Source organism: Aromatoleum bremense (genome assembly GCF_017894365.1).
Lineage (GTDB): Bacteria > Pseudomonadota > Gammaproteobacteria > Burkholderiales > Rhodocyclaceae > Aromatoleum > Aromatoleum bremense.
The window spans coordinates 3,702,705-3,725,885 of sequence record NZ_CP059467.1; the positions used below are offsets into that span (position 1 = coordinate 3,702,705).

General features: G+C 60.0%; 24 protein-coding genes and 1 pseudogene. All 25 read left to right on the forward strand.

What is annotated here, in order from left to right; all coding sequences use genetic code 11:
- Positions 1-48: 48 nt before the first annotated feature.
- Positions 49-1,431 carry a Fic family protein gene (locus pbN1_RS17360; RefSeq protein ID WP_210147558.1) on the forward strand — a complete coding sequence of 461 codons (1,383 nt, stop codon included), beginning with the start codon at positions 49-51 and terminating at the stop codon, positions 1,429-1,431.
- Positions 1,432-1,438: 7 nt separating this feature from the next.
- A complete protein-coding gene (gene tviB / locus pbN1_RS17365) occupies positions 1,439-2,716 on the forward strand; it encodes a Vi polysaccharide biosynthesis UDP-N-acetylglucosamine C-6 dehydrogenase TviB (protein WP_169203221.1) in 1,278 nt (425 codons plus the stop codon).
- Positions 2,717-2,904: 188 nt separating this feature from the next.
- Positions 2,905-4,395 (forward strand): ATP-binding protein, encoded by a 1,491-nt coding sequence (locus pbN1_RS17370; protein ID WP_169203220.1) that lies wholly within the window; start codon positions 2,905-2,907, stop codon positions 4,393-4,395.
- Between the two features lie 110 nt (positions 4,396-4,505).
- Entirely contained in the window at positions 4,506-4,634 is a 129-nt protein-coding gene (locus pbN1_RS20985; protein ID WP_280516160.1) for a hypothetical protein, read from the forward strand.
- A 123-nt stretch (positions 4,635-4,757) separates the two neighbouring features.
- Positions 4,758-5,396, forward strand: coding sequence for a type II toxin-antitoxin system MqsA family antitoxin (locus pbN1_RS17380; protein WP_169203219.1), 639 nt, complete (start codon positions 4,758-4,760; stop codon positions 5,394-5,396).
- Entirely contained in the window at positions 5,393-5,866 is a 474-nt protein-coding gene (locus tag pbN1_RS17385) for a hypothetical protein (RefSeq protein WP_169203199.1), read from the forward strand. Before pbN1_RS17380 ends, pbN1_RS17385 begins: the two co-directional genes overlap by 4 nt.
- Positions 5,867-6,021: 155 nt before the next feature.
- The gene (locus tag pbN1_RS17390) at positions 6,022-7,053 is read left to right on the forward strand and encodes an NAD-dependent epimerase/dehydratase family protein (protein WP_169203218.1); all 1,032 of its coding nucleotides are present in this window, start codon (positions 6,022-6,024) and stop codon (positions 7,051-7,053) included.
- A 58-nt stretch (positions 7,054-7,111) separates the two neighbouring features.
- Positions 7,112-7,495, forward strand: coding sequence for a hypothetical protein (locus pbN1_RS17395; protein WP_244857003.1), 384 nt, complete (start codon positions 7,112-7,114; stop codon positions 7,493-7,495).
- A 115-nt stretch (positions 7,496-7,610) separates the two neighbouring features.
- The gene (locus tag pbN1_RS17400) at positions 7,611-8,678 is read left to right on the forward strand and encodes an O-antigen ligase family protein (RefSeq protein ID WP_210147559.1); all 1,068 of its coding nucleotides are present in this window, start codon (positions 7,611-7,613) and stop codon (positions 8,676-8,678) included.
- Positions 8,671-9,786, forward strand: a complete 1,116-nt coding sequence (locus pbN1_RS17405; RefSeq protein ID WP_169203215.1) for a glycosyltransferase — start codon at positions 8,671-8,673, stop codon at positions 9,784-9,786. The genes pbN1_RS17400 and pbN1_RS17405 overlap by 8 nt, the downstream gene beginning before the upstream one ends.
- Positions 9,770-10,984, forward strand: a complete 1,215-nt coding sequence (locus pbN1_RS17410; protein WP_169203214.1) for an MATE family efflux transporter — start codon at positions 9,770-9,772, stop codon at positions 10,982-10,984. The genes pbN1_RS17405 and pbN1_RS17410 overlap by 17 nt, the downstream gene beginning before the upstream one ends.
- The gene (locus pbN1_RS20990; RefSeq protein ID WP_169203213.1) at positions 10,975-11,514 is read left to right on the forward strand and encodes an acyltransferase; all 540 of its coding nucleotides are present in this window, start codon (positions 10,975-10,977) and stop codon (positions 11,512-11,514) included. The genes pbN1_RS17410 and pbN1_RS20990 overlap by 10 nt, the downstream gene beginning before the upstream one ends.
- 151 nt (positions 11,515-11,665) lie before the next feature.
- A pseudogene (locus tag pbN1_RS17420) lies at positions 11,666-12,371 on the forward strand (IS5 family transposase); the annotation flags it as partial.
- Between the two features lie 18 nt (positions 12,372-12,389).
- Positions 12,390-13,556, forward strand: coding sequence for a glycosyltransferase family 4 protein (locus tag pbN1_RS17425; RefSeq protein WP_169203212.1), 1,167 nt, complete (start codon positions 12,390-12,392; stop codon positions 13,554-13,556).
- A gap of 3 nt (positions 13,557-13,559) precedes the next feature.
- The gene (locus tag pbN1_RS17430; protein ID WP_169203211.1) at positions 13,560-14,741 is read left to right on the forward strand and encodes an AAA family ATPase; all 1,182 of its coding nucleotides are present in this window, start codon (positions 13,560-13,562) and stop codon (positions 14,739-14,741) included.
- A gap of 91 nt (positions 14,742-14,832) precedes the next feature.
- On the forward strand, positions 14,833-16,011 hold the full coding sequence (locus pbN1_RS17435) for a LegC family aminotransferase (RefSeq protein ID WP_210147560.1): 1,179 nt from the start codon (positions 14,833-14,835) through the stop codon (positions 16,009-16,011).
- Positions 16,008-17,195, forward strand: a complete 1,188-nt coding sequence (locus pbN1_RS17440; protein WP_169203210.1) for a UDP-N-acetylglucosamine 4,6-dehydratase — start codon at positions 16,008-16,010, stop codon at positions 17,193-17,195. Before pbN1_RS17435 ends, pbN1_RS17440 begins: the two co-directional genes overlap by 4 nt.
- Before the next feature lies 1 nt (position 17,196).
- Positions 17,197-17,874 carry a sugar transferase gene (locus tag pbN1_RS17445; protein WP_169203209.1) on the forward strand — a complete coding sequence of 226 codons (678 nt, stop codon included), beginning with the start codon at positions 17,197-17,199 and terminating at the stop codon, positions 17,872-17,874.
- Positions 17,871-18,461, forward strand: a complete 591-nt coding sequence (locus pbN1_RS17450) for a GNAT family N-acetyltransferase (RefSeq protein ID WP_169203208.1) — start codon at positions 17,871-17,873, stop codon at positions 18,459-18,461. The genes pbN1_RS17445 and pbN1_RS17450 overlap by 4 nt, the downstream gene beginning before the upstream one ends.
- A gap of 226 nt (positions 18,462-18,687) precedes the next feature.
- Complete coding sequence (locus pbN1_RS17455) at positions 18,688-20,571, forward strand: nucleoside-diphosphate sugar epimerase/dehydratase (protein ID WP_244857004.1); 1,884 nt, start codon at positions 18,688-18,690, stop codon at positions 20,569-20,571.
- A gap of 229 nt (positions 20,572-20,800) precedes the next feature.
- A complete protein-coding gene (locus pbN1_RS17460) occupies positions 20,801-21,049 on the forward strand; it encodes a DUF6932 family protein (RefSeq protein WP_169203207.1) in 249 nt (82 codons plus the stop codon).
- 9 nt (positions 21,050-21,058) lie between these two features.
- Positions 21,059-22,015 (forward strand): hypothetical protein, encoded by a 957-nt coding sequence (locus pbN1_RS17465; protein ID WP_169203206.1) that lies wholly within the window; start codon positions 21,059-21,061, stop codon positions 22,013-22,015.
- 282 nt (positions 22,016-22,297) lie between these two features.
- Entirely contained in the window at positions 22,298-22,597 is a 300-nt protein-coding gene (locus pbN1_RS17470) for a BrnT family toxin (protein WP_244857005.1), read from the forward strand.
- On the forward strand, positions 22,587-22,907 hold the full coding sequence (locus pbN1_RS17475) for a helix-turn-helix domain-containing protein (RefSeq protein WP_244857007.1): 321 nt from the start codon (positions 22,587-22,589) through the stop codon (positions 22,905-22,907). Before pbN1_RS17470 ends, pbN1_RS17475 begins: the two co-directional genes overlap by 11 nt.
- Positions 22,908-22,912: 5 nt before the next feature.
- Positions 22,913-23,086, forward strand: a complete 174-nt coding sequence (locus pbN1_RS21065) for a sugar phosphate nucleotidyltransferase (RefSeq protein ID WP_342343985.1) — start codon at positions 22,913-22,915, stop codon at positions 23,084-23,086.
- Positions 23,087-23,181: the final 95 nt, after the last annotated feature.

The window sequence follows — 23,181 nt, forward strand, 5'->3', positions numbered from 1 at the left end:
GCCAGCGGGCACGTCAAGGGCAGCGTCAGGCTCGAAGGCGAACTGCGGGTGTACGACCAGCGCTACCGGCCCGCCGACGACATCGCCGGCCACCTGTTATTCGCGCTCAAGCACGAAACGCTCGACCTGCTGGTCCTCAAGCGGGTGCTGCAGCGGCTCGGGGCGGAGGCCGTCACTCACATCATCGGCGCCAACGCCAGCCGTCAGCAGGCACGCCGGCTTTGGTTCCTGTACGAATGGCTAACCGGCGAGAAACTGCCATTGAGCGACGCGCCGGCCAGCCAGCGATACATTCCGCTGCTCGATCCGTCGCGCTATTTCACGGCCGCGGTAGCGCCATCCCCCCGGCACAAGATCGGCAACAATCTGCCGGGCGTCCCGGCGTTTTGCCCCATCGTGCGCAAAACGCCCGTGCTCGAAGCCTTCGTCCGGTCGCAACTGGCCGACCGTGTGCAACAGGTCATGGGGCGCACTGCGCAGGACGTCTGGCGACGGGCAGCCAGCTTCCTTCTGCTGGCCGACAGCCGCGCTTCGTTCGCCATCGAAGGCGAACGCCCCCCCCGCAGCCGGCTCGAGCGCTGGGCAAACGTCGTCCGGCGCGCCGGAGCCCAACCGCTGTCGCTGGACGAAATCCTGCACATGCACGACGAACTCATCCACGACCACCGCTTCGTCGCTAAAGGTCTGCGCACGCAGGGCGTTTTCCTGGGAGAACGGGACCGTGACGGCGAGCCGATTCCGGAGTTCATCGGCGCCCGCGCCGCGGACCTTCCGGACCTGATGGCCGCGCTGCTGGACAGCCATCGCATCATGACCGAACGCGACGTGGACCCCGTCATCCACGCGGCGCTGATCGCCTTCGGTTTCGTTTTCATCCACCCGTTCGAAGACGGTAATGGCCGGGTGCACCGCGCGCTGATTCACCACATCCTGGCCGAACGCAGCTTTGCCCCCGCCGGGTTGGTCTTTCCGGTCAGCGCGGTCATGCTCGAGCGCATTGACGGCTACCGCAACGCCCTGCGCCAGCACAGCGGCCCGCTGATGCCCTTCATCGAATGGCAGCCCAACGCCCGGCGCAACGTCGATGTGCTCAACGATACCGCCGACCTGTACCGCTTCGGCGACTACACCGCACTGGCCGAATACCTTTATGCGTGCGTCGAACACACCATCACGCAACTGCTGCCCGACGAAGTGCGCTACCTGCAATGCCACGACCGGGCGCTTGCCGCGATTGCCCAGCGGATTGACATGCCGGAAAACCTCGCTCGCGACCTCATCATGTTCATCACCCAGAACGACATGAAGCTGCCTGCCCGCCGGCGCAAGAAGGAATTCGCCGCGCTGACCGACGCGGAAGTCCAGGCCATCGAGGCCGACGTCGCGCAAGCGTTTGCCGATCAGTACGAATACCAATCAGATAAGGCGTAATGACAAAATGTTGACACTTGGAGACATCAGACTGGCCATCATCGGCCTCGGCTACGTCGGCCTGCCGCTCGCCGTCGAATTCGGCCGCAAGCAGCACGTCACCGGCTTCGACATCCACGCCGAGCGCATCATTGAGCTGCAGGCCGGCCGCGACCGCACGCTCGAAGTCGACGCCCGCGAGCTCGCCGCCGCCGAATACCTGCGGTTCACGGCCGACCCGGCCGACCTGGCCGAATGCAATGTCTTCATCGTCACCGTGCCGACGCCGATCGACGAACACAAGCGACCGGACCTGACACCGCTGATCCGCGCCAGCGAGACCATCGGCAAGGTGCTCAAGCGCGGCGACATCGTCATATACGAATCCACCGTCTATCCCGGCGCCACCGAGGAAGAGTGCGTGCCGGTGCTCGAACGCGTCTCCGGCCTGCGCTTCAACCACGACTTCTACGCCGGCTATTCGCCCGAGCGCATCAACCCCGGTGATAAGGCGCACCGCGTCAGCACCATCAAGAAGGTCACTTCCGGCTCGACGCCGCAAGTGGCCGACCTCGTCGATGCGCTCTACGCCCGCATCATCACCGCCGGCACCCACAAGGCCCCCAGCATCAAGGTCGCCGAAGCCGCGAAGGTCATCGAGAACACCCAGCGCGATCTCAACATCGCGCTCATCAACGAACTCGCGATCATTTTCAACAAGCTCGGCATCGACACCGAAGCCGTGCTCGAAGCCGCCGGCACCAAGTGGAACTTCCTGCCGTTCCGCCCCGGCCTGGTCGGCGGCCACTGCATCGGCGTCGACCCGTACTACCTCACGCACAAGGCGCAGGCGATCGGCTACCACCCGGAAATCATCCTCGCCGGGCGACGGCTCAACGACGGCATGGGTGCCTACGTGGTGTCGCAGCTGGTGAAAGCCATGCTCAAGCGCCGCATCCAGGTTGAAGGCGCGCGCGTGCTGGTGATGGGCCTCGCCTTCAAGGAAAACTGCCCCGACCTGCGCAACACCCGCGTCGTCGACATCGTCCGGGAGCTCGCCGACTACAACGTCCGGGTGGATGTATTCGACCCGTGGGTGGATGCGGACGAAGCGCGGCACGAATACGGCATCACGCCGATCGAGCTACCGGCACCCGGCCAGTACGACGCAGTGCTGCTCGCCGTGGCCCACGACCAGTTCAAGGCGATGAGCGCGCAAGGCATCCGCGCCCTCGGCAAGCCCGAACACGTGCTGTACGACCTCAAGTACGTGCTGCCGCGGCAGGCGGCCGACCTGCGCCTATGAAATCCGCCGTCAATCGCGGCTTCGCCGCTCCTGCATCGCACCCGTGCCACGGCACGTGCAGGAGCGCCGGCGGGCGCGACTGCGGCTTCATCAATAACCTGCATAATTATTCAATTAAACATATACTTAAGGCGCCTTCAGCCTTAATATAAAAACCTTTACATTACCTTCCAGTATCACCTGCACATATGCAACCCTGGGGCTTCTACGGTCGACAACGCGAACTGGCGGACCTGCGCACAATTCTCGAGCGGGGGCGCTGGTTTTTCGTACAGGTGTCTGGGCGACGGCGCATCGGGAAGACTTCTCTCATCCAGCAAGCACTCAACCAAACCGGGCGCCAAAACCGGCTTTACATACAAATCCCGGACTCGGACCCCACAGGCGTACTCGTTGCCTGCAACGACTACCTCGAAACCTTTGGTATCGACGACCGCGTTCGCAGCCTGGGTGATCTCGCCCAAGTGATCACCAAGCTTGCAGAACAAGGCTATGTCATCGCCCTGGACGAGTTCCAGTACTTCAGCCGCAAACCGCTGTTCGACTTCTGCTCGCTGTTGCAGGCCGAAATCGACAAACTTTCGGCTCGTGCCGACCGCGTCAAAGGAGGGTTGATCGTCCTCGGCTCGTTGCACGCCGAAATGGCTGCCTTGCTCGAAGACCGAGCCGCCCCGCTCTTCAACCGCACCACCGACAAGCTGATGCTGGACCACCTGGATGTCGCCTCCCTGCTGGAGATGCTCGATATCCATGCCGACTGCGAACCTGAACGCCTGCTGTTTTTGTGGAACCTGTTCGAGGGCGTACCCAAGTTCTATCGCGATGCCTACGAACAAGGCGTACTCGACGCTGACCGCCCAGCTTTGCTCCGCGCGCTGTTCTTCAGCAGTTCTTCGCCGCTGAAGGGCGAGGCAGACAACTGGTTTCTGCGCGAATTCAGGGGGCGCTACGACATGCTGCTTCAGCACGTCGCCCGACACCCTGGATGCACCAACGCCGACATCGAAGCCGCGATATCCAACGTTTCCCCCCAAGAAGGCAAACAGGTCGGCGGATATCTCAAAGTGTTGAGCGAGCGTTACGCCATGATCGAGCGCCGCTTGCCCATCTTCGCCAAGTCCAAGGCACGCAGCGGACGTTATTACATCCGCGACAACTTCCTCCGAAGCTGGTTGGCAGCCCTTCAACGACCGGTTTCAGCAGTGCATTTCAGCCCCGAAGCGCAACTCATTGCCCAGGCCGACCAACTCCTGGCAGAGGCAGAGGGTGCAGCCCTGGAAGAACTGGCAGGTAGGCTATACGAAGAAACAAGCCGCAAAGGACTGAGCGATTTTCCCCTGTCCGAGCGCATCAAGGGCTATTGGGATCGCGCGGGCGTCGAAATCGACCTTGTCGCCGTTAGCGAAAGCACACGCCGTATCCGATTCGGCACCTGCAAACGCAACCCCGACAAACTGCTCGCCAGCATTCCCAACCTGCGCAAGAACGTTGAAGCCTTCATGAAGCACCACACGCAATATGAGGACTGGACCGTCGAGTATTGCGCAATCGCACCACGGATCACTTTTTCACTTATCGACAAACTGACAGCCGAAGGGATCATTGCGCAATCGCTGCCAGATCTTTGGCACCCACTGCTGCCCCACGCGCAGCGCCAAGCCGCTATCGCCCCTGCCTGAAACGTCACGATGTCACGCTACGAACACCTCCGCCAATCGCTTCCCCACGCCCCCGCCCCTGGCTCGTCACCGGCGTCGCCGGCTTCATCGGCTCGAACCTGCTCGAAACCTTGCTCAGGCTCGACCAGCGTGTCGTGGGGTTGGACAACTTCGCCACTGGCTACGCGCGCAACCTCGACGAAGTGCAAACGTTGGTCGCTCCAACGGGCCTTGGGCAGCCTGCGATGCCTACACGGTGACACGCCTGGAATGGCACCACGCGGCACATAAGGAACTTCGCATTACCTATTACCTGAAGTTTGCAATCAGCAAGACCGGCAGCATGTTGCTGTCGATATCGAACCACCCGGAGGGAGCCTGACATGGAAAACCAACTGCAGCATCGCGGCGAATGCTGCCCCGCCTGCGGCGAGGGGCTCCTTCACGCCCGTGTCGAAACACAGGTCGTCGAATACGGTGGCCAGACGGGCGAGATCCCGCTGCATTACACCGTTTGCGATACGTGCGGCTCCGAACTTGCCGGGCCCGCTGATGCACTGGCCAACAAGCGCGCAATGATCGCTTTCCGCAAGCAGGTCGACGGGCTGCTCGCGGGCGTCGAGATACGGGTTTTTCGTCAGCGCTACAAGCTCAAGCAGGAAACGGCCGCAGCCCTGTTCGGGGGCGGCAAGATCGGGTTTTCCCGCTACGAAAACGACGACGTCGCGCAGAGCGCCGCCATGGACAGCCTGCTGCGCCTGTGCGCGGCTTCGCCAGGCAACGTGCTGACGCTGGCGAAGCAAAAGCAGATCGCACTTTCCGCCGAGACCGTCGCTGCGATCAAGGACCACTGCCGTGACCAGCTCATGACCATTGCACCCGCCGTCCAGAAAATGCTCGACAGGGAACTCGCAGCCCAACGCAAACAGGCTTCGGTGAACGCTGCAAACGATCGTGCCACGCGGGCAGAAGGAAACGTTAACCAAACCGTCGAGTTGTCTCGTTGGAGCAAGGCAGCATGAAGCCGAGCCCGATCACTTTTGTTGACCTCAAGTTCCTGCGGGTGCATGTCGAAGCCGATTTCCACGGCGAGGCAAAGCCAGCCGACGCCTTCGATTTTGACGGCGCCTTGCTTGCATGGAGTTTGAACCACGGCCAGCGCGAGGACGGATCCTGGTGGATTGCAGTGGGTTTTGCGACCAACGACGGAACGGATGGCCCAAATTGCCCTTACAAGATCGACATGCAAGCCATCGGTGTTTTCGAGGTTTCGGAGTCGGTCGACGCCGGCATACGTGAAGAGCTCGTCTTCGAGAACGGCGCCGCCCTCGTGTATGGCGCGATTCGCGACATGGTTTCCACCATCACCGCGCGCAGCATCTCCGGTCCGCTGATGCTGCCCACGCCCACCTTCGTGGGCAGCTTTGCCGAGCATCGTGGAAAACTCGCGGAAATCCAGTCCGGGAAAAACGCCCGCTGTAGCTTCGATTGACGTAGCCGTGCCGCTCACTCCTTTGTCCTTGGCGATTAACATAACCAGCGTCCACACAAGCGCCCATTGCAGGAGCGTCGGCGTTTCGCAGGCCGACACAACATTCATACCCTCGACCCCTTGCCGGTGAAACGCCGGCACTTCCCAGCCGCCCAATGATCGCCTACCAAGCCCTTCAATCCATCCTCCGCGACGCCCCCAAGACCTGGCTCGTCACCGGCGTCGCCGGCTTCATCGGCTCGAACCTGCTCGAAACCCTGCTCAAGCTCGACCAGCGCGTCGTTGGTCTGGACAACTTCGCCACTGGCCACGCGCGCAACCTCGACGAAGTGCGAACGCTGGTCACTCCCGAGCAATGGGCGCGCTTCATGTTCATCGACGGCGACATCCGTAAGCTCGACGACTGCCGCCGTGCCTGCGAGGGCGTCGACTACGTCCTCCACCAAGCCGCGCTCGGCTCGGTGCCGCGCAGCCTGGATGACCCGATCACCAGCAACGCCACCAACATCGACGGCTTCCTCAACATGCTGGTCGCCGCGCGCGATGCCGAAGTCAAGAGCTTCACCTACGCCGCCAGCAGTTCCACCTATGGCGACCACCCCGGCCTGCCCAAGGTGGAAGACACAATCGGCAAGCCGCTGTCGCCGTACGCCGTCACCAAGTACGTGAACGAGCTCTATGCCGAGGTTTTCGCGCGCAGCTACGGTTTCAGCACCATGGGCCTGCGCTACTTCAACGTCTTCGGCAAACGCCAGGATCCCAACGGCGCCTACGCCGCCGTGATCCCCAAATGGACCGCAGCAATGATCCAGGGCGAAGACGTCTTCATCAATGGCGACGGCGAAACCAGCCGCGACTTCTGCTTCGTCGACAACGCGGTGCAGGTCAACCTGCTGGCGGCCACCACACCTGACCCGGCCGCCCGCAACCAGGTCTACAACGTCGCCGTCGGCGGGCGCACCAGCCTGAACCAGCTATTCGAAGCGCTGCGCCAAGCGCTGGGGGAAAACGGTGTGCGCTACCACAAAAGGCCGATGCACCGCGAGTTCCGCGCCGGCGACGTGCTCCACTCACAGGCCGACATCGGCAAGGCGGAACGCCTGCTCGGCTACGCCTCCAGTCACGACATTCACGCCGGAATCAAGGCGGCGATGCCGTGGTACAGCCGCTTCCTCGCGCATGAGTGATTGGGAGCCCTATAAAACGACATCCTCCCCGAAACGACGCCCACGAAATAATCGATTCATGACCATCGACGAGCACCAGCGCCCTGACCTCACTCCGCTAATCAAGACTTCCGAATCAATCGGTAAGGTGCTCAAACAGAGCGACATCGTCATCAATGAATCCACCGTTTATTTCGACGCACACAACGAAAACTGCGTAACGGCGCTAGCGCTAGAGAAATTCATCAGCCTCCGATTCGACGACGACTTCTTCGCCGGCTACAGCGCGACGCGGATCAACCGGGGCGACAAGCAGCACTGCGGAACAACGATCAAAAAGGTCTGGGTCCAGGGCAAAGCCAGGAAAGGCCTTTCAGATATTCCATCATTCAACCGCTTCCGAGAGTTCCAAACGAAGAATATCCGTCCCAAAAATAGAGAGCACACCCATGACAGTTTATGAGTCGACCGGGAGGCGCGCTCGAACGCTAGTAACTTCAGCCCTCCTAATAGCCGGTGCACTATACTCGACCGAACAATTCCGACTGGTCGCGCTTGTAATTTTTGGCGTAACCACGGTGCTGATGGCAATAGCTTCATTTTCAAGTATTCGCTACGGAAAAATTGTAGTAAATCGCCCTCAGGCGGCGTTATTCGTTCTGCTAATTTTCACGATGGTCTTGTCAGCAGTCTGGAATGAGGCTTTTGATCTTGGGATGGGTGCCGTGATCATTGCCGTTTCTTGGCTCTACTTGGCTAGAGTGTTGCCATCCAAGCCGTATGATTCATTCCCTTTACTTATCAGTGTCTGGGTGACGTTCCTCTCTATCTCTGTGTTTAATGCTCTTTATCCGCTAGTCTTTCCATATAAAGGCATGTTTTACAACCCTAATTCGCTTGGTGGATTTTATGCTGCCATGAGTGCAGGGTTTTGTGTATGTATCCTTTATGGGGTGAGCGAGAGAAGGTCTATTTTTCCTCATCTCCTCGCCTTGGGATTTTGCGTGGTACTTACCTTGGTATCCAATAGTCGTATTGCATTCGCCTCCGCAGTAGCCAGTGTCATCCTAATGGCAATAGCAATGGCTAGGGTCGGTGCAAAAAAGCGATCGAAAGGGCGGGCTAGATTGTATCTAATAGCCATCCTAGCCGTCTCTTTAATGGGGGCAGGATTTTTTTGGCAGGGTATCTATGATGTCTTTATTCAAAAATTTATAATTAAAGCGAGTGCCGGTGATATCTCTAACTCTCGATTTGATATATGGGAACAGATATTAGCAAATATAACTTTGCTGGGAAATGGAAGGGATGCGTTTGCAACGATGGATCATGCGGCGCATAGCACCTATTTCTCAATACTTGCGCAATATGGATACCTATCGGCCTTGCTTTTTGTCCTTTTGATAGGGTGGACAATTGTATTGAGCACTCGGAAGGCAGTTATGAAGTTCTACGGCGGAGCGCCTCTTATTTTTGCGATTTCATTCGCGCTGCTCTCCATCACCGAAGGAATGTTGATGAAGACTTCTATGTTTCTGTTAATGCTAGTGCTAAACTTGCCGACGATTAAATTAACCGGCAACGTCGAGGTGGAGAACAAATCTCGAAGGTTTCAGCAAGCACAGAGAATCCTTCAGAATGTCTAATAGACAAGTGGTTTTCGTCATAAATAGCTTGAGAGCAGGGGGCGCCGAAAGGGTTGCCTCGCTTTTGGTAAACTATATCCATAAAACAACTCCTGTGCGAGTTGAGGTGGTAACTCTAGATAGCCGCCGTTATTTTTATTCTCTTCCCGAGGGAGTAGATGTGGTATGCGTGCCCGGCTATCGTTTCTCTATTGGTATTCTTAGGCTGCCAATGATGGCGTGGCAAGCGATATGGTTAACGCTTCGGGTGTTGATTAAATATTCGAGGTCGTCGGATGTTACGCTCGTCGGGTTTCTCCATCGTGCGAACGTCGTAGCTTCGACCGCTGCTTATATCACAGGTAAGCGGGTAATCCTGTCTGAGAGATCGCTATTCTCCGCCTCATACAAGGGGATGAAGGCGCGGATAATGAAACGTATTTTGATAGGCGCATACGCGCTGCCAAGTCGAATTATCGCGATTTCATCCGCTGCGAAAAACTCGTTGGTCAGTCAACTGAATGTGAATGCCGATCGAATTAATACAATTAACAATCCTTCATTTATTCAGTCTCGCTATCGAACCGCAGCACCTTCCGAAATTTGTAGCTTATTATTCGTCGGTAGGTTAGTTAAGTCAAAAAACGTGGATTTTCTCCTACGAGGGCTCGCGCGTCTGAACTTTGGCTTGTCAACATATAAGTTGACCATCGTGGGAGAGGGGCCGGAACTTCAATCTCTCGTGGCTGCGGCAGAGGCTTATGGAGTGGCCGAGAGCGTAGCGTTCGCAGGGGCCAGTCATGACGTGCTGTCACACTATGAAGCTGCCGATATCTTTGTGTTTGCGTCTGACTATGAGTCTTTCGGTAATGTGTTGATTGAGGCTGCATCCACTGGTTTACCGGTGGTGACCTCCGATCAACAAGACGGGCGTCAGGATATTTTTCCTGATGATAGCGCTGGTGCGGTTTTTTATTCGGCAGAAGACGTTTCAAGTTTTGTGAACGCGGTGTGTTATTTAAGCAACGGAGATGCTTGGCTTAAGGTGTCAGAAGCAGCCACTAGGAACGCCGAACGATTTCGACTGACGAGTATCATGTCAGAATACGTTGATGAAATACTTCGATAAAGCGGTCTCGTACGCACAAGGCGTGTGGCGTGGTGGTGGGAGCATAGGTGCTGCCAAACTTGCCTTGATTGTTGTTGCAGCCGCTACCGAATTACTTTTGGTTAACCTGCTGACACCAGCTCAGAGGGGCGAAGTGTTTTATGTAAGAACAGGTGCGGATCTGGCGGGAACAGTCTTCGTCTTTGGTCTAGGGAACGCGGCGGTCTATTTTTCGAGACGGGTAGCTGAAAACTATTTGATCTTCGCCTTGCATAGTGTGTTTTTGATATTTTCTGGTCTATTAGTAGCAGGTGTGGTTATGTTGTCGACAGGGGGAAATGGCAGTTTACTGTGGACGGTTGCCCTTTCTGTCGCCTTCTCGATCTACATTTACATTCAAAGAGTATTCATCGGCTCTGGCGAGTTCGGTAAGCATAACATTGCGACGCTGGTTCCAAAGATAATAGTCCTCACTGCAGTGGCAGTTATTCTCTTATGTCAGTTAAGCGCCGGCATTGGAGTTGTTTTCGCGATTATGACTGTCGCGCATCTCGCAGTGGTTGCGCTGTTTCCGTGGCCCCAAATTTTAGCGTTTCACCGAGAGTTTCGCGGGCGCGTAGCAAAATACTACAAAGAGGCGCTAAAGTATGGTTGGGGGACGCTCCTCCCAAATATCGCAGCCGCCCTCAAAAATAGATTTGAAGTGTTCGTGATTCAATATATTTTCGGAGATGCAGTTCTCGGTGTTTTTGCCTTGTCTAAAAGCTTGCTCGCCCCCCTTGCAGTTGTGACAACTACAGTATCGGTACTTCTTTTGAGGCATTTTTCAAGGAACCCCGACGTACGCATAGGCAGCCGGCTGCGGTGGATGTTTATTGTTTGTATCGGCTTGGTTGCCATTGGTTTGGGTGGGTTTCAATTGGGCGAGTGGTTAAGCTGGGTGCCAAATGGGTATAAGGACGCAAAACGGTATTTTATTATATGTGGAATTGGGGCGTCTTTTCTCGCATGTTCCTCTTTGCTACAGAGTTTCCTATTCTCGCGAAATAGACCTAGGATGGTTCTTGTGTCTATTGCCGCTTCGATTATTCCATTAGCCACCATTCCGGTTGTTAATTTTTCCAATGTAGAGGCGCTTCTATGGGTTGTTCAAATCTCTTACATTGTACAGTTTTGCGTAAACTACATGCAGTATAAGAGGCTGTCAGGATGGGTTTAATTGAACGGGTTGTTTGGATACTTAAAAAATTAATTGCTGTAGTTGTTTTTAGATTTAGGGGAAAAATTGCGGCGAATAGATTGCTCGGTGTCAAGATAGGTAACGGCTGCTCTATATACACGCTTCTTGATGGCACTGAACCATTTTTAATCGAAATCGGCGATCGCGTAACTATTACCGAGGGGGTTGTTGTGTTAACTCATGATGGAGCTACGCGGTTGGTTCGCAAGCCTAGCGGCAGTAGGTGCTATAGATATGGCCGAGTGATCATAGAGTCCGATGTTTTCGTAGGAGTACGTTCAATAATAATGCCTGGCGTTACAATCGGGCGCGAATCAGTTGTCGCAGCGGGCTCTGTCGTTACGGCAAGCGTGCCGCCTGGATCAGTGGTCGCCGGAGCGCCTGCACGAGTCATTTCCTCGATTCAAGCCTATCGTGAGAAGATTTGTCGTACGTGCACTGCTGGGGACGAACTGGTGCCCTACAGCACGTATCGGGATAAAGTGATAGCAACGCTTAATAACGGTTAAGGTGGCCACTAGAATCGCCTTTTTAAGTTATTAATTTGTCGTGACTGCAATTTCAGGAATTGAGAGTTTTAGAGATGCCCTGATGAGGAATTGCAGTTTGTGGCCCTCTATGACCGAAAACGCGCTGCACCTCGACTATAGCTTCCGCGGAATGTTTGCTTTGCGCTGGCTCGCCCGAGCGGGCGCGCCGTGGCAACTGCTGTTGACGAATGATTTTCCGCCCTGGCAGATGGTGTATCAGCAGTTTCGCCGCTGGAACGAGGCGGGCTGTTTCGAGGCGATGGTGAGCGACATGCGTTCGATCATCCGCGTCAGCGACGGTCGCCCGGGCCAACCCAGTGCCGTGATCCTCGATGGGCGAACGCTGCAAAGCAGCTGCGAGAGCGGGCCGCGTGCCGGCTACGACGGCTACAAGCGGCGTCGGGGCAGCAAAGTGCACATGGCCGTCGATACGCTCGGGCAACTCGTTGCGCTGACCGTCACACCGGCCAATGAACAGGAGCGCGCGCAGGTCAAGGACCTGTGCGAGGCGGTGCAGCAAGCCACGGGCGAAACGGTGAAAGTGGCGTGGGCCGACCAGGGCTACACGGGCGACGAAGCCCGCAAAGCGGCCCAGGCGGCGGGTATCGATCTTCAAATCGTCAAACTTCCCGAGGCGAAGAAGGGATTTGTCTTGCTGCCTCGGCGCTGGTCGTCGAGCGCAGTTTCGGGTGCTGTCCCGATTCAGACGACTGAGCCGGGATTTCGAGCGGATGCCGCAAGTGTTGGCCCGATTGCATTTCGTCGTCTTCTGCATCCTCATGCTGCCCAAGGCCGCGTTCTGGCTGGCCTGGAAGCAAGTTCATAACACGCTCTAACTGCAAGAGCATCGAATCATGACCTTCCTCCTCATCGCCGGCTTCCCCGACTCGCTATTGCACTTCCGCGGCCCCTTGCTCGATGCCTTGCAAGCCCGCGGCCTGCAAGTGCATGTCGCTGCGCCCGACTTGGCTTCGGGCAGCTCCCTACGTCAAAACCTGGAATGCCGCGGTCTGGTGGTGCATGACATTCCCCTGCGCCGTGCGGGCATGAACCCTTTTGCCGATCTCACCACCTTGGCGCATCTGTGGCGGCTGATGCGCCGCATTCGTCCCGATCATGTGCTGGGCTACACCATCAAGCCGGTGATCTATGGTTCGCTGGCCGCATGGCTCGCGGGCGTGCCGCGCCGCTTCGCGCTGGTCACCGGCTTGGGTTATGCGTTTCAGGGGCAGGACGATGGGGGCGACCGCCGGGGCAGGCTGCGCACACTGGTGCAGGGGCTGTATGGCCTCGCGCTGGGGCGCACGCACAAGGTTTTTTTTCAGAACCCGGATGATGAGGCCCTGTTTCGTACGCGCGGGATTCTTGCACCGCGGGCGCCGTCGTGTGTGGTGAATGGCTCGGGTGTGGATGTGGCGCAGTATGGCCGGGCGCCGCTGCCGCACACCCCGCGGTTCTTGCTGATCGCGCGCCTGCTGGGCGACAAGGGGGTGCGCGAGTATGTCGAGGCGGCGCGCCGGGTGCGCGCTCGCCATCCCGAGGCGATGTTCAGTCTGGTCGGCTGGATCGATGAAAACCCGGATGCGATCGCGCAGCAGGAGCTGGACCAGTGGGTCGGGGAGGGCACGGTCGGATTCCTGGGCCGGCTCGGCGACGTGCGCCCGGCGATTGCCGATTGCAGCGTTTATGTTTTGCCGTCCTATCGCGAAGGCACACCGCGCACCGTGCTGGAGGCCATGGCCATGGGGCGCCCCATCATCACCACCGACGCGCCGGGTTGCCGCGAAACGGTGGTTGACGGCGACAACGGCTTTCTGGTGCCGGTCAAGGCGGTGGAGGAGCTTGCGGCGGCGATGCTGCGCTTCATCGAAGACCCTGTGTTAGTCGCCCGCATGGGTGCCAGGTCGCGGCGAATCGCCGAAGAAAAATACGATGTCCACCGGGTAAACGCGGTGATGCTCGCTGAGATGGGCATTCACGAAGGCAGCCCTAAAATGCCATCTCACACGATCGAGGGCTGAATCATGCATGTCGATGCGCTTCGGGTAGAGAACTTCCGCTGCTTTGTGCAGGAGACGTTCGAGTTCCAGTCTGGATTCAACCTGCTTGTCGGTGTCAACGGCAGCGGCAAGACCTCGCTGCTGAAAGCCGTTGCGGCTGGGTTGGCAACTCCGATCAACGGGCTGGGAAAAAGCGCACATTGGCCGCATGCCGAGGAGGCGAACGCCCGCCTTGTCCTGATCGAACTGCAGGGGCGGGTTCGGTATGAGCGGTGTTACCCCGTACGTATCGAGCTCGAAGGCGAAGTTTGCGGGTCGGCACGAAGTTGGTGGGTGGAACAACCCGGGCCGGGCAGCCAGGCAAAATTCGAACATACGGTCTTTTCTGCAATCGCGGACGAGTCCGCCCGCATCGCTCAAGGTGGACAGGGCGCTTTGCCGCTAGCGGCGTTCTATGCGGCCGAGCGGCAGTGGCGGCCGAGCGGGGTGGGCGCTGACACCGCCGTGCGGCATCAGGATTCGCGCCTGGACGCTTATGCTTCCTGGTACGACGCAGCGCTCGACATGAAGGGGCTCGAGACCTGGGTCATTGGCAAGTCGCTCGAGCGCCTGGAAACCGAGTCGGGTAGTCGGGATTTCGACAACGGCGGTGCGCTCGATGAGCTGGCGCTGGTCAACCGCGCCGTGGCGCTCGCGATACCGGGGGCGAAAGGCTTGCGCTACGACATCCGGTACCGGCGCCTGGTTCTGGACTGGCAGGATGGCGATCCCGTCCCGTTCGAGATCCTGAGTGATGGCCAGCGAGCCTTGACCGCGCTGGTGGCCGACATCGCGCGACGCGCGTGTCTGCTCAATCCCCAACTGGGTGCGCGTGTGCTGGACGAAACGCCTGGCGTGGTCCTGATCGACGAACTCGACATGCATTTGCATCCGGCGTGGCAACGCCGGGTTTGCGGGGTGCTGAAGACTGCGTTCCCGTGCATCCAGTTCATCGCCGCCTCGCATTCGCCGCAGATCATCGGCGAGCTCATGGCCGACGAAATTCTGCTGATGAAGGGCGGCAAGGTGGTCGGCCATCCCGAGCGGGCGCTGGGTTTGCCAAGCAGCGAAGTGCTTGCCGAAATCATGGGAACCGAACCGCAGAATGCGGAGGTCGCGGAGGCACTGCGAGGCGATTGCACAGGCGGCGCTGAAGTATGCCGATAAAGAAGAGCGCAAAGCGCGTCGGCTACGTCAGCGCCGTGTTTAGCCCTCCCGACCCGAACCATCCGAAATCCAATAATCAACGCTTCTTGTCATGACAGATAACGACACCCACTTTGCCGCCCTTGTCGATTTGGTTGGCACGCTGTACGGGGGCGACCCAACGCCCTTGCATCGCCCGGTTTTCGAAGGCAACGAAAAGCAATACCTGATCGACTGCATCGACTCGAACTTCGTGTCCTCGGTGGGGGCGCGCGTGACCGAGTTCGAAGAGCGGATCGCCGGCTTTACCGGTGCACGGTTCGCGGTTGCAACGGTTAACGGCACGGCCGCGCTGCACGTCGCCCTGCAACTCGCCGGCGTGGAGCGCGGCGATGAGGTGATCAGCCAGGCGCTCACGTTCATCGCGACCTGCAATGCGCTGACTTACGCCGGTGCCCGGCCGGTCTTTATCGATGTGGACCGGGACACCCTGGGCCTGAGCCCGGGGGCGCTGAGAGCCTGGCTTGCAGCGAACGTTGCAATGCGTGACGGGCAGGCCTTCAACCGGGCTACTGGCGCGCGGATTGCGGCCTGCGTGCCGATGCACACGTTCGGCTTGCCCTGCCGCATCGAAGAGATCGTCGCGATCTGTGATGAGTACGGGATACCCGTCGTGGAAGATACCGCGGAGTCGCTCGGCAGCTACGTCGGCGAACGGCATACCGGCACCTTCGGACGGCTCGCGACGTTCAGCTTCAACGGCAACAAGATCATCACCACCGGCGGGGGCGGGATGATCGTGACCGACGATGAGGAACTGGCCAGGCGCGCCAAGCACCTGACGACGACGGCGAAGATTCCGCATCCGTACGAGTTCGTGCACGACGAGGTCGGCTACAACTACCGGTTGCCCAACGTGAATGCCGCGCTCGGCTGCGCGCAGATGGAAAAGCTGCCCGCGATGCTGGCGATCAAGGCCGATGTGGCGCGGCGCTATGCGGCGTTTTGCGAGGAGCATGGCATCCGCTATGTCGGCGCACCGCCGGGCACGCGACCGAATTTCTGGCTGAACGCGATCGTGCTCGACTCGCGCGCGGAACGTGATGCGCTGCTGGAATACACCAACAGCCGGGGCGTCATGACGCGGCCGATCTGGCGTTTGATGTCGTCGTTGGAGATGTTCAAGGATTGCCAGCACGATGGGCTGGAAAACTCGCGCTGGCTCGAGGATCGCGTCGTGAATCTTCCTTCCAGCGTTCCCGAAAGCGAATTCTGGAGACTCCAGCAATGAATGTGCTTCAACTGATCGGGCGCGAGCGCCTGTTGTTCGATACCGACCTCGCGCGCGAGGAAAAGCGCTTGACCGAGCTGGTGAAAGGCAGCCGTTTTCTGGTGATCGGCGGGGCGGGGTCGATTGGCCAGGCGGTTACGCGCGAGATCTTCAAGCGCAGGCCGCGCGTGCTGCATGTGGTCGACATCAGCGAGAACAACATGGTCGAGCTGGTGCGCGACATCCGCAGCACGCTGGGCTACATCGACGGCGACTTCCGCACCTTCGCGATCGACTGCGGCGGGCGGGAGTTCGACGCCCTGATGAACGCCGGGGACGGTTACGACTATGTGCTGAACCTGTCGGCGCTCAAGCACGTGCGCAGCGAGAAGGATCCGTTCACCTTGATGCGCTTGATCGAAGTGAACGTGCTCAATACGCTCGCGACCATCGCCCAGGCGCGCAGCAAGGGGGCGCGCAAGTACTTTTGCGTGTCGACCGACAAGGCGGCCAACCCGGTGAACATGATGGGCGCGAGCAAGCGGATCATGGAGATGTTCCTGATGCGCGAGAGCCTGAGCCTGCCGATTTCGACTGCGCGCTTTGCCAACGTGGCGTTTTCCGATGGCTCCTTGCTGCACGGCTTCAACCAGCGCTTTGCCAAGCGCCAGCCGATTTCGGCGCCGAACGACGTGCGCCGCTATTTCGTCACGCCGCAGGAGTCGGGCGAGCTGTGCCTGATGTCGTGCCTGCTCGGGGACAACCGCGACATCTTCTTCCCGAAGCTGAGCGAGGCGCTGCATCTGACGCGCTTTTCCGACATCGCGGTGCGCTACCTGGAATCGCTGGGTTACGAGCCGCACGAATGCGGCAGCGAGGACGAGGCACGCGAACGCGCCGGGGAGCTGATCGCGCAGCGCAAGTGGCCGGTGTATTTCTTCGCCAGCGACACCACCGGCGAAAAGGACTTCGAGGAGTTCTTTACCGAGCGCGAGACGCTCGACATGGCGCGCTTCGACACCGTCGGTGTGATCAAGAACGCGGCCGAGTTCGATGGCGCCCGTCTGGACGGCTTTGTCGCCCGCATCGAGGCGATCCGCGCCCAGCTGACCTGGGACAAGGCGGAGATCGTCGCGCTCTTCAACGAGATGATCCCGGACTTCGACCACAAGGAAACCGGCCGGTATCTGGACAATAGGATGTGACATGCAGCGAATTCTGGACATTCTTTTTTCGGGCCTGGCGTTGCTGGTGCTGTCGCCGCTTCTGGTGCCGGTGATGATCGCGCTGCGTCTGAGCGGCGAAGGCGAAGTCTTCTACGTGCAGCAGCGCGTCGGCCGCGGCGGCAAGTCGTTCGGCCTGTACAAGTTCGCGACGATGCTGAAGAACAGCCCGAATCTCGGCACCGGCACGGTCACGTTGAAGAACGACCCGCGCGTGCTGCCGCTCGGCGGTTTCCTGCGCAAGACGAAGATCAACGAGCTGCCGCAACTGCTGAACATCCTGTTCGGCGACATGAGCATCGTCGGCCCGCGACCGCAGACGCAACGCTGCTTCGATGCGTTTCCGCCGGCGTCGCAGGCGCAGATCGTGAAGGTGCGGCCCGGGCTGTCGGGAATCGGCTCGATCGTCTTCAGGGGCGAGGAGGATATGCTGCACGCCAGCGCCGCGCCCGAGCGCTTCTACGATGAAGTGATCATGCCGTACAAGGGAAAGCTGGAAGAGTGGTACGTGGCGAACCAGGGGCTGCGGACGTATTTCGCCTGCATTGTGATGACGGTGTGGGTGGTGCTGTGCCCTGCGTCGCGAGTGACCTGGAAGGCCTTTCGCGGGCTGCCGCAGCCGCCCGACGCGCTGCAGGGCGCAGTGGGTTACGGCCAATGAGTGCGGATCGAAAAGGCGATATTTACCGGCAGGTCGCGCAGCTCCACCTCGATGGGCTCAACAGCGGCTTCCTCGCCAAGCTGGGCCCCGGGGTTCTGGCGCTGATGTACGAGGCAATCGATCGGGCGTCGGGTAGTGTGCTGTTGGTTGAATGCGACGGCGAGCGCGTCGTGGGCTTCGTTTCAGGCGGGCTCGGCATGCGGCCGGTCTACCGGCAGATGCTGCGCAGGCCGTTCGCGCTGGCGCTGAGCCTGCTTCCGAGCTTGCTGCATCCGTCGCGCATCGTCCAGGTGCTCGAGGTTCTTCGCTATGGCCGAAAGGCTGGAACGAATACCGCGCTGCCCGCGGCCGAGCTCCTGAGCATCGTCGTCGCGCCCGAGTCACGCGGCCGGGGCGTGGCCGAGCGGCTTTACCGGCGCCTGCTCGTGCACTTCGGCGCGGAGGGCATCGCGGCCTTCAGGATAACGGTGGGTGGCAAGCTCTCACGGGCGCATGCGTTCTATAAGAAGATGGGGGCAAAGCCCGTCGCGGAAATCGAAGTACACGCCGGGGAGCGGTCTGTGGTGTACGCGCATGAGACTGCGTGAGTCGTTTACACAGGTGAGGGCATCGACCTGATCGTGTTTGCGCTCTCACGCGCTGTTACCATCACGGCCTTTGCAACTGCCGAGTCGGGGTGGTCTGTCAGTGCTGCATGGATTGGGTGAGCTTGGGCGGCGCGCGCGCTGCACGCTGTTGAATGCATTGGGTCTCGTCGGGGCCGACCGTGCGAGCGGCGGTGGATCGGTGTTCATGGGTCGTTGGTTCCAGCGCATGCGCTCGCGCGTGCTGGTGCTCGCCTACGACCTCGTCATGCTCGCGCTGGCGTGGGCGCTGGCGTATTGGACGCGCTTCAACCTGGGCCACGTACCGGCTGAATTCGTCGCCGAGGCCGGGCGGATGTTGCCGCTGGTGGTGCTGGTGGTGGGCTCGGTGTATTGGGGCTTCGGACTTTATCGCGGGGTGTGGCGGTTCGCGTCGCTGACCGACCTGGCGAAGATCGTCCAGGCGGTGCTGGTCGGCACCACGTTGCTGCTCGCCATCCTGTTCGTATTCAACCGCGTGGCCTATGTGCCGCGGTCGCTGCCGATGCTGTTCGTGGTCTACCAGATCATGCTGCTGGCCGGCCCGCGCCTGATGTACCGTTGGGTGAAGGACCGGCGCATCGATCCCGGCACCGGCAAGCGGGTGCTGATCGTGGGCGCCGGGTCGGATGGCGAGATGCTGGTGCGGGATCTGCTGCAGGACCGTGATGCCGGCTACCTGCCGATCGCCTTCGTCGATGATCACCACCACCGCCTTGGCCGCACCCTGCACGGCGTGCCGATTCGCGGCACCATCGACGAGCTGCCGCGGGTGGTGGATGTCTTCGGCATCGACCTGATCCTGCTCGCCAGGCCGAACGCGACGGCAAGGGAAATGCAACGCATGGTCGATCTGTGCGAGGCCACCGGCAAGCCCTTCCGTACGGTGCCGCCGACCAAGGACCTGGTCGCCGGGCGGGTCGCGGCGGGGCAGTTGCGGCAGGTTTCGATCGAGGATTTGCTCGGGCGCGACCCGGTGTCGCTGGACTGGGCGGGGATCCGCCGCAGCCTGAGCGACCACGTGGTGCTGGTGAGCGGAGCGGGAGGTTCGATCGGCGCGGAGCTGTGCCGGCAACTGTGCCGATGCAATCCGCGTCTGCTGATTCTGATCGATCACAGCGAGTTCAACCTTTACAGCATCGAAACCGAACTGCTGGAGTCGCCCGACGCGCCACCGATCGCGCGCCATCTGCTCTCCGTGACCGATGCGGTGGACGTGCAGCAGGTGTTCGAGCGCTACCGGCCGCAGGTGGTGTTCCATGCCGCCGCGTACAAGCACGTGCCCTTGCTGGAAGACCAGGTGGAGGCGGCCGTGCGGAACAACGTGATCGGCACGCAAGTGATGGCACAAGCGGCCGCGGCGTGCGCGTGCGAGCGCTTCGTGCTGATTTCCACCGACAAGGCGGTGAACCCGACCAACGTGATGGGTGCGACCAAGCGGCTGGCCGAGCTGATCTGCCAGGCGCAGGACAGCCGCGCTGCGAGCCGCTTCATGACGGTGCGCTTCGGCAACGTGCTCGGCTCGGCCGGCAGCGTGGTGCCGCGTTTTCAGCGGCAGATTGAACGCGGCGGTCCGGTGACCGTGACCCATCCGGACATCGAACGCTTTTTCATGACGATTCCCGAAGCCTGCCAGTTGATCATGCAGGCGGCAGCGATCGGCGACGACGCGGACACCTTTGTGCTCGACATGGGCGAGCCGGTGAAGATCCGTTACCTGGCCGAGCAGATGATCCTGCTGTCCGGCTATCAGCCCGGTCCCGATATCCAGATCCGATACACCGGGCTGCGCCCCGGCGAGAAGCTGTACGAGGATCTGTTCTACCCTGCGGAATGTCTTGTTGACACGCCCCATCCGCGTATCCACATCGCTCGCCAAACGCAATCCTTCGACCGTGAGCAACTCGCAGCCGCCCTGCAGGAGATCCATGCCGCGCTGGAGGTGCGGGACCGTGATGGACTGGTGGCGGCATTGAAACATGCGGTTCCGGCGTGGGAATGCGGTGGGGGTGAGGATTATTACGCTTCAACAGGGCAACAAAGACATACGGATGGGGAGTGTCTTGCAGGCTGAGCTGTACCCGCGCATCGGGCGCGCCTGTTGTTACATCACGGTATTCCTGGACGGCGAGAGAATTAGTGATCATGGCCGAAAACTCGGGGACCGGCGAACGCGTCGAATGCGACGTGATGTACATCGACAACGTAATGAATCCTGGGGCAAGTGGTAGGCCGCTTTTCAACGCGAGCGGAGAGGCTGTCGGCGTCATATCGCAGCGAGCTGTGAGCGGTTGACACGGGGGATGAAGGACGATGCGGTGTGGCGGGACTTTGTGAGGGCGACGCCGGAGATTTTCGATCCCCGGGCTACGAAGAGGCGCTACCTTTGCGATGCTTATCTGGTCGATCTGGACAGACGAAGCGAGATGCTTGTAGAGGACACGAAATATTGGTTCGGGCTATTCTCGCATCAGCGTGAAACGTCGTTGTGGAAAGGGATGCTGCAAGTGCCTCTGTGCGCCGACGACGATCGGGCCAGTGAGCTGCTTTGAGGTGGTCACATGCTAAAGATGTTGCAGCTTGACGGATTGCGTGCAGACCTGGCGGCGGTCGAGGGGTTACTGGCGTCGCGATCCGAGGAAGAAGATCCGGTCGGCTGGTTGCAACTGTCGATCCGCCGCGAGGAGATCGAGGAAGAGATCCGCTCCGCGCAGGCGGCGGACGTACATGCCAGCGTGGGTCTGTTTTTTGGCGGGCGCCCGGTCGTGGGGTCGAGGGGCATTCGCGCCGATTTCGCCGGACAGATGGTCGCGCAGTTTCAGGATCTGGTGTCGAAACGGCTGGCCACACTCGAGTCGGGCCCGCTCGCTGCGCGCGGCCCGGTGCCGTTGCGCGAGAAAGCGCAACTGATGATCACCGACGTGGCGCGCGGTTCCTTCGGCTTCGTGCTGGAAGAAGAGCCATCGTCCGACGCCTTGACCGACACGCCGTTGCAGATCGTCGTGGGGGAGATGTCGGAGCTCATTTACCGGTTGTCCTTGCCGGAAGATGAAATCTTCGAGTCTGTGTCCGATACGCTGGACGAGCGATTGCTTTTGTCGGTGCAGCGTTTCTTCCAGTTGCTCGATGACGCCGGGGCGACGCTGCGTATCGTTCAGGGCGAGAAGAGCCTGCCCATGGACGCCGAGGCCATCCACCTCGCCCGCTCGCGTAGTGAGGCGCTGCAGATTGCGCAGCGCGACGACGAAGAGATCGAGGGTGTGCTGTATCTGCTGCCTGCGACGCGCAGGTTTGAGTTGCATGGTGTCGGCGGTGGGGATGAGGTGGTGAAGGGCTCGGTGAGTCCGGAGTGCCTCGAAGCGCTGGCGGGTGGCGTGGGCGTGCAAGCCGCGGACGTGGTGGGCCAGCGGTGGCGGGTGCAGGTGCGCGTTCGCGAGGTGCAGCAGCGTAGCCGCAAACCGCAGATCAATTACACATTGACCGGCTTGCTGGCTCCGACTGGCTCGGCTGCCGCCTGAGCGCCGCGGTGAAGGACACGCCGCTGGCGGGTCGCAAGGTGTTCGTCTACGCCGGCAACATGGGCGTGGCGCAGGGGATGAACGCAGAACGGTTGCGGTGATTGCGGTTGTCTGACCGATTCGCGCGAGGCCGATTTGCCGTGGCAGATCTGCTTTTTGCACGCCTCGCAGCTGCCCACGGGCCTGAGCGCCAATGCGCCCCGCCCAGCCGCGATTGCGGCGGAGTGTCAGAGACCTTGTTCATGGTTTACACGAACTTCCAGGCTTGCTCGCAGTCGGCCAGTGAACTACATTCATCGCATGGACTTTGAATGGGACGAGGCGAAAAGCGAAGCGTGCTTTCAGGAGCGCGGGTTTGATTTTGCCTATGCGGCCAGGGCGTTTTTCGATCCCGACCGGCTTGTTCAGCTCGACACCCGCTACAGTTACGGCGAAGAGCGCTATCAGCTGATGGGCAAGATCGAGCACAGGCTGTTTGTGGTCGTCTATACGCCGAGAAACACGGTCATGCGCATCATTTCGGCGCGCAAAGCCAACCAGCGAGAGGTCAAGCATTATGAAAACCGCACGAGTGAGGATTGATCCCACCAAGCCGGAGTCGCTCGCACAAGGGCGGATCGACGCGGCGCGCGTCGATGCCACGTCGGAGGCGGCGCTCGCGCGCCAGCGGGCGGCCGACGATGCCGAGGCAATGCAGGAGGCGGCAAAGTTCGCGCGCCGCGTGCGCAAGCGCCTGAGCTTGAGCCAGGCTCAGTTTGCGGAATGCATCGGTGTGCCGCTCGACACGATCCGCAACTGGGAGCAAGGCAAGCGTCGCCCCACCGGTGCCGCCAAGGCATTGCTGAAGGTGCTGGACAAAGCCCCCGAGGTCGCGCTGGCTGCGTTGCATTGATCGAAATGCGCAGCTGCTCGTGCAGCAGGAGTCTTTCGTTTGGTCACTGCTTGAGCCTCACGGTGCGGGGGTCCTACCTGCATGTGAGCCTGCTCGGGCGCGGCTTCGCCTGGCTGGATACCGGGACTCACGATTCCTTGATGGAAGCGAACCACTTCGTTCAACCCTGGTGCGCGTGAGCCGCCGCGCGGTGTATGCCCGGTAACCGACGGGCAACAGGGCCGCCTTCTCATTACACACGAATACACAACTGAATTGACCGCTGCGCATTGTT